The organism is Streptomyces sp. NPDC048001 (genome assembly GCF_043203115.1).
Lineage (GTDB): Bacteria > Actinomycetota > Actinomycetes > Streptomycetales > Streptomycetaceae > Streptomyces > Streptomyces sanyensis.
Genome location: NZ_JBIDBN010000001.1, coordinates 427,955 through 438,348, shown reverse-complemented (window position 1 = coordinate 438,348; position 10,394 = coordinate 427,955). Strand labels below are relative to the sequence as shown.

Below are 10,394 nucleotides of genomic sequence, written 5' to 3'. Positions count from 1 at the left end.
CTGGCCACCCATGGCACGGACCCCGAGGAACCCGGTGCTCGCAGCGGCGCTGGCCCTGGCCGCGACCGCGGCCGCCGCCGCCTGCTGGGGCGGCTGGTCCTGGTACGCGGCCGCGCACGACGACGCGGCGGCCTTCGCCCACACCCGTGAGGAGGTGCTCGCCGCCGGGCGGCAGGCCGTGCGGAACCTGAACACCCTCGACCACCGCGACCTCCGGCGGGGCCTGGACGGCTGGGAGGACTCGGCCACCGGGGACCTGCACGACCAACTCACCGACGGCCGGGCCGCCTTCGAGAAGCAGATCCGCGAGGCGGGGACCGTGACGGAGGCATCCGTCCTCTCCGCGGCCGTCACCGAGCTCGACGAACGGGCCGGGAAAGCCCGGGTGCTCGTCGCCCTGAGGATCACCGTCACCGCCCCGGAGGGCGAACCCGTCCGCAAGGAGAGCCGGATGCTCGCGGCGCTCACCCGCACCCCCGGCGGCTGGAAGCTCAGCGCCCTCGGCCAGGCGCCCGTGGGCCGCACGGCCGCCGAGTAGCAGGCGACGAGAGGATCCCGCCGATGTCGACGACCCGTCATCTCATCAACCGGCAGCGCAGACTGGCCTCGGCCTCCCGGGGAGCGGCCCCGGACACCGCCGCGCCCGCCCCGGACACCGCCGCGCCCGCCCCGGACACCGCCGCGCCCGCCCCGGACACCGCCGGGGCGCCCCCGCCCGCTCGCCGGGGCCGACGCTCCGCCCCGGCGGCCCGCGGGAGCGGCGCCACACCGGCGAAGCCGCCCGGCCGGGCGGCCCGCGGGCCGGCGGCGCTCCGCGGCGGCCGCCGGCTGCCCGCGCTGCTGTGCCTGCTGGCCGCGGTACTGGGCGTGTGCGCCGCCTACGGTGCCGCCCGGGCCCACGACCTCCGCGACCGGCCCGCGGTGCGCAACACCGCCCTCACCGACACCGCCCGCACCAGCGAGGCCAGGGGCGCCGCCACCCGCGCCGTGGAGGCCGTCTTCCGCTACGACTTCTCCGACCCCGAGGCGCTGGACCGCGCCGTCGCGGCCCATCTGACCGGCGGCGCGGTCGGGCAGCACGCGGCGCTGCTCGCATCCGTCCGCGAACAGGGCCCCCGGCAGCGGCTGGTGCTCACCACGACGGTCACGGACAGCGGGGTCGAGAGGGTCGAGGGGGACCGTGCCCGGGTGCTGGTCTACGCCGACCAGAGCAGCACCCGCACCGCCACCGAGCGCGCCGCGAGCGACACGGGGAAGGCCGGGACCGGCACCGGGGGAGCGGCACCGCAGGGCGCGACCACCTACGCCGCGGCGATGCTCGCCGTCGACCTGGTGCGCCAGGACGCAACCTGGCGGATCACGGCCCTCGACACCCTCGGAGCGGGCTCGTGAGGCGCCCCGCGGCCCGTGCCCGCCGGGGCCTGGCCGCCACCGCCGCGGCCGTCGCCGCCATGGCGGCGCTCACGGCCTCCCAGGCGCCTGCCGGACCCGGCGGGGCGGGCACCGGAGCCGCGGCCACCGCTCGACAGCCCGGCGGCGCCCCGGCCGACGGGCCGGGCGACGGCGCGTTCCGCACCGAACTGCCTCCCTTGCGCGGCTCGGACGGCGTGCCCCTGGGCGCGGGGCCGGGGCAGCGCCGCGCCGCCCCGGCCCCGGACCGTCTCCGCGCCGAGTCCGGCATCCCCGCCACGGTGCTGGCCGCCTACCGGGGCGCGGCGGCAGCCGTGGCCCGCACCGACCCCGGCTGCGGGCTGCGCTGGCAGCTCCTGGCCGCCATCGGCAAGGTGGAGTCGGACCACGCGCACGGCGGCCGGGTGGACGCCCGGGGCACCGCCCTCGCCCCGATCCTGGGACCGGTCCTCGACGGTGTGCGCTTCGCCCGCATCCCCGACACCGACGGCGGCCGCCACGACGGGGACACCCGCTACGACCGCGCGGTGGGGCCCATGCAGTTCATCCCGTCCACCTGGGCCGTGTGGGGCCGGGACGCCGACGGCGACGGACGGCGCGACCCGTCGGACATCCACGACGCCGCACTCGCCGCCGGACACCACCTGTGCGCGGGGGACCGCGACCTCGCCCGGCTGGAGGACCTCGCCCGGGCGGTGCTCGCCTACAACCGCTCGCGGGCGTATCTGCGCACGGTCCTGGCCTGGTACGCCTTCTACCGCGAGGGCGCCCACCCCGTGCCCGGGGCCGCGGGCGGCCCGGACACCGGAGCCCCGGACGACTCGATCATCATCGGCCCGCCCCCGGTGCAGCCCTCGCGCGGGACGCCGCCCCCGGAGCGCCCGGCGCCTCCGGGGGGCACCACACCCGTCCCCCGGCCCACCACGGGCCCCGCCCCCTCGCCGTCGCCCCGTCCGTCACCCGCCCCCGACCCGTCACCGACGCCCGATCCCTCACCGGACCCGGACCCGGACCCCTCGCCGACGCCCGACCCGTCGCCGACGCCCGATCCGTCACCCACCCCCGATGCGTCACCGGACCCGGACCCCTCGCCCACGCCGGACCCCTCGCCGCGCCCCGACCCCCCTGCGTCACCCACCGCCACCCCCGGCCCCTCGGCGTCCCCGACCACCTCGCCCGCTCCGGCTCCCGGCCCCGGCGCGACAGCAGGGGCGAGCGCCCCACCGGCCCGGCCCGGCGGGCCCGCATCCGGTGCACGCGCCCCGAGGGGCCCTGCCGGCACGGCACTTCACACACGCGCCGACAGCACCTCGGACAGGTCGTAGCGCACGGGCTCCTCCAGCTGCGCGTAGGTGCAGCCGGAGGGGTCGCGGTCCGGACGCCACCGCCGGAACTGCGCGGTGTGCCGGAAGCGGTCGCCCTCCATGTGGTCGTAGGCCACCTCCAGCACCCGCTCCGGCCGCAGGGCCACCCAGGAGAGGTCCTTCTTCCCCGACCACCGGCTCGGCGCCCCGGGCAGCCGGGCACCCTCATGGGCCGCCTCCTCGGCCCAGCGCGCCCAGGGGTGCTCCGAGACGTCCCCCATCCGCAGCGGCTCCAGCTCCCCGACCAGCTCCTCGCGACGCCGCATGGGGAAGGCCGCGCACACGCCCACGTGCTGCAGGGCGCCTGCGCCGTCGTACAGACCCAGCAGCAGCGAGCCCACGACCGGGCCGCTCTTGTGGAAGCGGTAGCCCGCGACCACCGTGTCCGCCGTCCGCTCGTGCTTGATCTTGTACATCAGGCGCGCGTCCGGCCGGTACGGCAGGTCGAGCGGCTTGGCCACGATCCCGTCCAGGCCCGCCCCCTCGAACTGCTCGAACCACCGCTCGGCCAGCGCCGCGTCCGTCGTCGCGGGTGCCAGGTGCAGCGGCGGCCGGGCCTCGGCCAGCGCCTGCTCCAGCAGACGCCGGCGCTCCCGCAGCGGCGTCTCCAGCAGCGCCGTGTCGCCGAGCGCGAGCACGTCGAAGGCGACGAACGAGGCGGGCGTCCGCTCGGCCAGCATCCGCACCCGGGAGTCCGCCGGGTGGATGCGCTCGGACAGCCGGTCGAAGTCCAGCCGCCCCCCGTGCGCCACCACGATCTCGCCGTCGAGCACGCAGCGCTCGGGCAGCTGGTCCAGCAGCACCGCCACCAGCTCCGGGAAGTACCGCGTCAGCGGCTTGCCGGTACGCGACCCCAGCACCAGCTCGTCCCCGTCGCGGTGCACGATCGCACGGAACCCGTCCCACTTGGCCTCGTACTGCATCCCCGGCGGGATCCTCTTCACCGACTTCGCCAGCATCGGTTTCACGGGCGGCATCACGGGCAGCTCCATGGCCCGATTGTCCGGTATGCGTGCCGCCACGGCGCGGCCTACGCTGACGGGCATGGCCGACGCCGTGGAAATCGAAGCAGGCGGGCGCACCGTCAGGGTGTCCCACCCGGAGAAGGTCTACTTCCCCGAGCCCGGCTACACCAAGCTGGACGTGGTCCGCTACTACCTCGCCGTGGGAGAGGGCGCCACCCGTGCGCTGCGCGACCGGCCCACGACCCTGGAGCGCTACCCCGACGGGGTGAACGGGGAGTCCTTCTTCCAGAAGCGCGCCCCGAAGCACCTGCCGGACTGGATCCCCACCGCGCACATCACCTTCCCCTCCGGCCGCTCCGCCGACGAGCTCTGCCCGCAGGAGCCGGCGGCCGTGCTCTGGGCGGCCAACCTGGGGGCCGTGACCTTCCACCCGTGGCCGGTCCGCCGCGCGGACACCGAGCACCCGGACGAGCTGAGACTCGACCTCGACCCCCAGCCCGGCACCGACTACACCGACGCCGTCCGCGCCGCCCATGTGCTCCGGGAGGTGCTCGACGAGGCCGGGCTGCGCGGCTGGCCCAAGACCTCCGGCGGGCGCGGCCTGCACGTCTTCGTCCCCATCGAACCCCGCTGGACGTTCACCCAGGTCCGCCGCGCCGCGATCGCCTGCGGGCGCGGGCTGGAGCGCAGGATGCCCGACCGGGTGACGATCAGGTGGTGGAAGGAGGAGCGCGGCGAGCGGATCTTCCTCGACTACAACCAGACCGCACGCGACCGGACCATCGCCTCCGCCTACTCGGTGCGCCCCCGGCCCCATGCCCCCGTCTCCGCGCCGCTGCGCTGGGAGGAGGTCGACGACGCCCGGCCCGAGGACTTCGACCTCCGCACCATGCCCGGGCGCTACGCCGAGCTCGGCGACGTCCACGCGGACATGGACGAGCACCGGTTCTCCCTGGAGGACCTGCTGGAGTGGGCGCGCAAGGACGAGGCGGACCACGGCCTCGGCGACCTGCCCTACCCGCCGGAGTACCCGAAGATGCCCGGCGAGCCCAAGCGGGTGCAGCCGAGCCGGGCCAAGGACTGACGGTGGGGCCGGGCCGCAGCCGCAGCGGCCGGTCCGCTCCCGCCCGCCGGCCGCTGCCCCGCCCCGGCTGCCCGCGCGCTGCCGGTCCGCTCGCGCGACCCCGACCGGCGGGCCGCGGAGCGGCGGTTCACCCCTCGGAGGCGTCGGCGTCCCGTACGTACCGGCGCCCGGTGAGGGCGTCGTGGGCGAGTTCGCCGCCCTCGGCCGTCCGCTCCACGGGACCGTGGTCACGGAAGCCCAGCTTCTCCAGCACGCGCACGGACGGCCGGTTCCCGGCGGTGACGTCCGCGCGCACCGAGGTGACGCCGTCGAGCGAGAAGAGGTACGCGAGCAGCAGCCGCACGGCGCCGGTCGCCAGGCCGCGCCCCTGTGCGGCGGGCACGACCGTGTAGTAGATCTCCACCACGCCGTCCGTCCCGGTGGCGGTGCCCCCGACCGAGCCCAGGTACGAGTCGTCCGCCGCGTCCGCGATGGTCAGCGACAGGACCTCGTGCTCGGTGCCGTAGGCGGAGATCACGTGGTCGAGCATGCTCCGCGCGCCCTGCGCCGTCTTCTGCTCCGCGGTGAAGGCCATGTGGCGGGTCGCCTCGGGGTCCGTGAGGAAGGCCGCGAACGCCTCCCGGTCCGCCGGGCGGTGCCGACGCAGGGTGAAGCCCTCACCGGGCAGCAGGTCCGGGCAGGGCAGCGGCATGGTGGCTCCAGGGGAGGACGGGGCAGGAACAGGGGGAGGAGCAGGGGGATCGGCCTCGGTACCCCGCATGGTACGTGCCCCGCCCCGGCAGTGCCCGGCCCCCGGAGCGGGGCCGTCCGGGAGACGCCCCGGCCCGGCGGGCGCCCGGGTGCCGGCCCGCTCAGGGCGCCGCCGGGCTGCGCGGCCGCACGGCGGTCGCGGCCCGCGCACCGGCCACCACCGGCGAGGTCCGCAGCGCCTGCGCCATGCCCACCAGGTCCCGGAAGCCCTCCGGAGGCACACCGCCCGCGCCGCCCGGCGGATCCCGCGGCACGCTCCCGGTCCGAAGGCCCGCCAGAGCGGCGGCGACCATCGCCGCGTCCCCCACGGCCTGGGCCCGCTGCGGTCCGGCACCCTCGGCGGCGGCCCGCGCGACGGCCGCGGCGCGCACCCGCCCGTCCAGGTGGGGGGCGAGTTGCAGCAGGCCGTCGTGGATGGCGGACTCCCGGGCGATGAGGCGGGCGTTGCCGTCGCGCCAGGAGACCGAGGGACGTGCCGCGGCCGGTGCGATCCCGTGCAGCTCCCGCCAGAGCGGGCCCAGACGGCGGTAGGTCCGGTGGGCGCGCCAGCACTCCGAGAGCGTGCCGCCCACCCGGGGCAGCAGGAAGCCCAGCCCGATCAGCAGCGCCGAGGAGGAGGCCAGGGGCGGGGCCGTGTCGGTGCTGAGCCCGTCCCAGTCTCGCCCGCTCCAGCGGGCGAAGACGGCCGCGAACTTGGCCGCGTCGTAGCCGAGGTTGAGCAGGAAGCCCAGGACCAGCAGGAGCAGCCCGCCGCGCAGCCAGCCGCCCACCCGCAGCGACCAGCGCCAGCACAGGCCGCCGGTGACCGAGGAGGCCACCAGGTGCGCCACCAGGTACAGCACGATCATCTCCCGCATGTACGGGGTCGTGGCGTAGTAGGTGTCCAGGTCGTGCACCCGCTCCACGGGGGCGTCGGCGAGCAGGAACAGCGCCCACAGGGCGGCGATCACGGCGAGGTAGACGCCGGCCACCCAGCGGGTGACGAACCGGGCCCGGCCGGGCCGCTCCTCGCGCCAGTGCACGACCAGGACCAGGCAGGACGCGCAGAAGGCGGTCAGGACCGTGTAGACCAGCGGGGCACTGGCGTTGGGCACGCCCGTGAGGTCGTTGACGGCGACGATGGTGGGCGGTGCGGCGAACAGGAAGACCAGCCCCGCGACGAAGAGCAGCACGCCCATGGAGAGCAGCAGCGGGTCCCGCCTGTTGCGGGCCAGTTCGGGGATCTTGGCGGCGAAGGCCGTGAACAGGACGGCGGCGGGGAGGTAGAAGTCCAGTCCGTCCATGTCACCCTCTCCGCCGGTGCACGCGTCGCACGGGCGCCGCGGCGCGCGGAGCGGGCCCGGGGACGCGGGCGGTCCGCGGGGGTGCCGCCCGCATCGTGTGGGAGTCCACCCGTCGGTCCTCCTTCGCTCCCCGGCGTCTCGAACTCCCGTACGCGGCCGAGCGGGGCCGCCCATCCTAGTGCCGCGTCGGCCGGGTCCGCCCCGCCGCGACGCCGGGGAGCACATCGCCGTGTCGCCGCGTCGGCCGGTGCCCTCCGCCGCGGGCCCGATCCGGGGCCTGCGCCGCACCGCCCCGGGCCGGTCGGACGCGCCGCCCGCCGCGCCGCCCGGGTGGGGCGCCTGTGCGCCGCGCGACGCGCCGAAGCGCGGCGACGGTGCGGCGCGGGTCCCTTCCCCCCGGCAGAATCGGTCTCCGGCCGCCCCGGAGCCGGAGGGCGGGGAGCCCCCTGACGCCGGGACCGTTGACGTGTCGTTGATCGGCCGTTTATCGCCGCCGTGCAGGCTGTGCGCCATGCCGATGAACACGACGACCGAGCCGGCACTGGCCTGGCAGGAAGCCGCGCTCTGCGCCCAGGCGGGCCCGGAGTTCTTCTTCCCCGCACCCGGTTCCTCCACCCGCGAGGCCAAGCGGCTCTGCGGAGCCTGCGAGGGCCGTCAGGCCTGCCTGGAGTACGCCCTCGCCAACGACGAACGCTTCGGGGTCTGGGGCGGACTGTCGGAGAAGGAGCGCCTGAAGCTGCGCCGCGAGAGCGGCTGACCCCGGCAGCCGGCCGCGCCCCCTGCCCGCCGGTGCCCGTCCCCCGGGGCGTCGGTGCGATAAGCGGATGCCGCTCCCGCCCGCCCGGCGCTACGCTCCGGGCAACTTCACGGGTGGGGACGTCACATGGACGGGCAGATGACGGACGAGGAACTGGAGTCCTTCACGGACACCATCGCGCGGCTGAGGCAGCTGCCGCTGGACGACCCGGTCCGGGGGCGTGCCGAGACGGCTGCCTCCCGGTTCGTCCTGGAGAGCCGCAACCGGCGCGTCAAGCAGGCCCGCCGGGCCCGCGCCGCCGCCGACCGGAGCCTGGCGGCCCGCACCGCCACCGGTGCCGCCGACCGCCGTGCGGACGCCCCGCTGCCCGCCCCGGCCGTGCCGGGCCCGACCGGCGAGCACTATCTCAAGCCCCGGCGCTGCTATGTGTGCAAGGAGCCGTACACCGGGGCCGACGCCTTCTACCACCGCCTCTGCCCGGGGTGCGCATCGGACAACGCCGCGCGGCGCGGGCTGCGCACCGACCTGGCCGGGCGCCGGGCGCTGCTGACCGGAGGCCGGGTGAAGATCGGCTTCCAGCTCGCCCTGATGATGCTGCGGGACGGCGCCGAACTCCTGGTCACCAGCCGCTTCCCCGAGGACACCCTGCGCCGCTTCCGGGCGGCCCCCGGCAGCGACGCCTGGCTGGACCGGCTGACCGTCGTCGCGGTGGACCTGCGCGACCCCCGGCAGGTCCTCGGGCTCTGCGCGCACCTGCGCAGGGAGGGCACACCCCTGGACATCCTGGTCAACAACGCCGCCCAGACGATCCGGCGCCCGCCCGCCTCGTACGCGCTGCTGGCGGAGGGGGAGAGCGGCGCCCCGGCCCCAGGGATCCTCCTCGCGCCGGGTTACCGGCCCCATGCGGCGGTGGGCACCCCGGCGGGGGCGCTCGCCCTGGTGCTGGGGGAGCCGGACGAGGCCGGGCTGCTGCCGGACCCGTCCGCCCGCAACTCCTGGACCACCGCGCTGGGCGCGCTCGATCCGGCGGAGGTGCTGGAGACCCAGCTGGTCAACGCCCTCGCGCCCGTGCTGCTGGCCGACCGCCTGCTGCCGCTGCTGCTCGCCTCGCCCCGGGGCCGGGCCTATGTCGTCAATGTCTCCGCGGTGGAGGGCCGGTTCGCGGTCCGCCGCAAGACGGCGAACCACCCGCACACCAACATGGCGAAGGCCGCGCTCAACATGCTGACCCGCACCAGCGGACCGCACCTCGCCCGGCAGGGCGTCCACATGTGCGCCGTGGACACGGGCTGGGTCACCGACGAGAACCCGGCCCCGCGGCTGGCGCGCATCACCGAGGCGGGCGGACGCACCCCGCTGGACGTGGTGGACGGCGCCGCCCGCGTCTACGACCCGATCGTGCGGGGCGAGGCGGGCGACCCGGTCGCCGGTGTGCTCCTCAAGGACTACCGGGAGGCCGCCTGGTGAGCCCCCCGCCGGGGCGGGCCCTTGCGGGGCGCGGGCGCCTCGGCGCCCCTCCGGCGCACCGCCCGGGAATCCCGTCCGCACCCGGTGCGGCGCGCGGGCGCCGCACCGGGCGGGGCGCCTCACTGCGCGGGGCGCCGCACCGGGCCGGGTGGCCTCACTGCGCGGCGCGGGCCGCCATCCGCGCCTTGCGCGCCGCGAGACGGTCGTCGAACTTCACGGCCTCGGCGTCCAGGCCGCCCAGGTACAGGCCCAGCTCCTCCTGGGCCTTGGCGCCCTCCGGCCCCAGGCCGTCGATCTCCATGATCTTCAGGAACCGCAGGACGGGCTGGAGCACGTCGTCGTGGTGGATGCGCAGGTTGTAGATCTCGCCGATGGCCATCTGGGCGGCGGCGCGCTCGAAGCCCGGCATGCCGTGCCCGGGCATCCGGAAGTTCACCACCACGTCGCGCACGGCCTGCATGGTCAGGTCCGGGGCGATCTCGAAGGCGGCCTTCAGCAGGTTGCGGTAGAAGACCATGTGCAGGTTCTCGTCCGTGGCGATGCGCGCCAGCATCCGGTCGCACACCGGGTCGCCGGACTGGTGGCCGGTGTTGCGGTGCGAGACCCGGGTCGCCAGCTCCTGGAAGGCCACGTACGCCACCGAGTGCAGCATCGAGTGCCGGTTGTCCGACTCGAAGCCCTCCGCCATGTGCGCCATGCGGAACTGCTCCAGCTTGTCCGGGTCGACGGCCCGGGAGGTGAGCAGGTAGTCCCGCATCACGATGCCGTGCCGGCCCTCCTCCGCCGTCCAGCGGTGCACCCAGGTGCCCCAGGCGCCGTCGCGGCCGAAGAGGGAGGCGATCTCGTGGTGGTAGCTCGGCAGGTTGTCCTCGGTGAGCAGGTTCACCACCAGCGCGATGCGCCCTATGTCCGTCACCTTGGACTGGCCCGGCTCCCAGGCCTCGCCGTCCTCGAAGAAGCCGGGGAAGTTCCGGCCGTCGCCGAAGGGCACGTACTCGTGCGGCATCCAGTCCTTGGCGGCCTTGAGGTGGCGGTTCAGCTCCTTCTCGACCACCTCTTCGAGTGCGTACAGCAGCCGGGCGTCCGTCCAGGCGTCCGAGCTGCTGCCGAGGTGGGGAGAGGTGATCGTCACTGGTGCTCCTGGGGACGGGAGTGGTACTTACGGCTTCGTAGGTTACGAACCCGTAGGTTAAGCGGCCGTAAGCCTGCGGCCAAGCCCGGATCGGTGATGCCCCCTTGCGCACCGTTATGTCCCCAGGTGGGGGAGGGGTACGGCGAGGGCGGGGCGGGCGGAGACGCAGCTCGCAAGCCGTC

At 76.1% G+C, this 10,394-nt stretch carries 10 protein-coding genes; 6 read left to right on the top strand and 4 right to left on the bottom strand.

The features are described 5' to 3' along the window. Positions 1-10 precede the first annotated feature (10 nt). The 3 genes from ACGF15_RS01785 to ACGF15_RS01775 are packed head-to-tail and all read left to right on the top strand — an operon-like array spanning position 11 to position 2,735. Entirely contained in the window at positions 11-538 is a 528-nt protein-coding gene (locus ACGF15_RS01785) for a hypothetical protein (RefSeq protein WP_392796561.1), read from the top strand. 23 nt (positions 539-561) lie between these two features. Further along, positions 562-1,392 carry a hypothetical protein gene (locus ACGF15_RS01780; protein ID WP_392796560.1) on the top strand — a complete coding sequence of 277 codons (831 nt, stop codon included), beginning with the start codon at positions 562-564 and terminating at the stop codon, positions 1,390-1,392. A 59-nt stretch (positions 1,393-1,451) separates the two neighbouring features. Continuing rightward, complete coding sequence (locus ACGF15_RS01775; protein ID WP_392796882.1) at positions 1,452-2,735, top strand: lytic transglycosylase domain-containing protein; 1,284 nt, start codon at positions 1,452-1,454, stop codon at positions 2,733-2,735. Here the strand turns inward: ACGF15_RS01775 and ACGF15_RS01770 are convergent. Continuing rightward, complete coding sequence (locus ACGF15_RS01770) at positions 2,699-3,766, bottom strand: ATP-dependent DNA ligase (RefSeq protein ID WP_392796559.1); 1,068 nt, start codon at positions 3,764-3,766, stop codon at positions 2,699-2,701. The two genes, ACGF15_RS01775 and ACGF15_RS01770, sit on opposite strands and share 37 nt — an antisense overlap. Positions 3,767-3,818: 52 nt before the next feature. Between ACGF15_RS01770 and ligD the strand changes: the two genes are divergently transcribed. Then, on the top strand, positions 3,819-4,823 hold the full coding sequence (ligD, locus tag ACGF15_RS01765) for a non-homologous end-joining DNA ligase (RefSeq protein WP_345608750.1): 1,005 nt from the start codon (positions 3,819-3,821) through the stop codon (positions 4,821-4,823). A 127-nt stretch (positions 4,824-4,950) separates the two neighbouring features. Here the strand turns inward: ligD and ACGF15_RS01760 are convergent, their stop codons facing one another. Together ACGF15_RS01760 and ACGF15_RS01755 are read right to left on the bottom strand one after the other, a co-directional pair. Further along, positions 4,951-5,514 (bottom strand): GNAT family N-acetyltransferase, encoded by a 564-nt coding sequence (locus tag ACGF15_RS01760; RefSeq protein WP_392796558.1) that lies wholly within the window; start codon positions 5,512-5,514, stop codon positions 4,951-4,953. 160 nt (positions 5,515-5,674) lie between these two features. After that, positions 5,675-6,856, bottom strand: coding sequence for an MAB_1171c family putative transporter (locus ACGF15_RS01755; RefSeq protein WP_362612993.1), 1,182 nt, complete (start codon positions 6,854-6,856; stop codon positions 5,675-5,677). Positions 6,857-7,367: 511 nt separating this feature from the next. On the opposite strand from ACGF15_RS01755, the gene ACGF15_RS01750 reads away from it, so the two are divergent. Beyond that, the gene (locus tag ACGF15_RS01750) at positions 7,368-7,613 is read left to right on the top strand and encodes a WhiB family transcriptional regulator (RefSeq protein WP_345608745.1); all 246 of its coding nucleotides are present in this window, start codon (positions 7,368-7,370) and stop codon (positions 7,611-7,613) included. A 138-nt stretch (positions 7,614-7,751) separates the two neighbouring features. Then, positions 7,752-9,080, top strand: a complete 1,329-nt coding sequence (locus tag ACGF15_RS01745) for an SDR family NAD(P)-dependent oxidoreductase (RefSeq protein WP_345608743.1) — start codon at positions 7,752-7,754, stop codon at positions 9,078-9,080. Between the two features lie 154 nt (positions 9,081-9,234). Here the strand turns inward: ACGF15_RS01745 and ACGF15_RS01740 are convergent, their stop codons facing one another. Further along, a complete protein-coding gene (locus ACGF15_RS01740) occupies positions 9,235-10,212 on the bottom strand; it encodes an acyl-ACP desaturase (protein ID WP_345608741.1) in 978 nt (325 codons plus the stop codon). Positions 10,213-10,394 lie beyond the last annotated feature (182 nt).

Excerpts from the sequence above, each read along its gene's own strand:
- ACGF15_RS01785 (WP_392796561.1), top strand. The coding sequence starts at position 11 with ATGGCACGGACCCCGAGGAACCCGGTGCTCGCAGCGGCGCTGGCCCTG.
- ACGF15_RS01780 (WP_392796560.1), top strand. The coding sequence starts at position 562 with ATGTCGACGACCCGTCATCTCATCAACCGGCAGCGCAGACTGGCCTCG.
- ACGF15_RS01775 (WP_392796882.1), top strand. The coding sequence starts at position 1,452 with ATGGCGGCGCTCACGGCCTCCCAGGCGCCTGCCGGACCCGGCGGGGCG.
- ACGF15_RS01770 (WP_392796559.1), bottom strand. The coding sequence starts at position 3,766 with ATGGAGCTGCCCGTGATGCCGCCCGTGAAACCGATGCTGGCGAAGTCG.
- ligD (WP_345608750.1), top strand. The coding sequence starts at position 3,819 with ATGGCCGACGCCGTGGAAATCGAAGCAGGCGGGCGCACCGTCAGGGTG.
- ACGF15_RS01760 (WP_392796558.1), bottom strand. The coding sequence starts at position 5,514 with ATGCCGCTGCCCTGCCCGGACCTGCTGCCCGGTGAGGGCTTCACCCTG.
- ACGF15_RS01755 (WP_362612993.1), bottom strand. The coding sequence starts at position 6,856 with ATGGACGGACTGGACTTCTACCTCCCCGCCGCCGTCCTGTTCACGGCC.
- ACGF15_RS01750 (WP_345608745.1), top strand. The coding sequence starts at position 7,368 with ATGCCGATGAACACGACGACCGAGCCGGCACTGGCCTGGCAGGAAGCC.
- ACGF15_RS01745 (WP_345608743.1), top strand. The coding sequence starts at position 7,752 with ATGACGGACGAGGAACTGGAGTCCTTCACGGACACCATCGCGCGGCTG.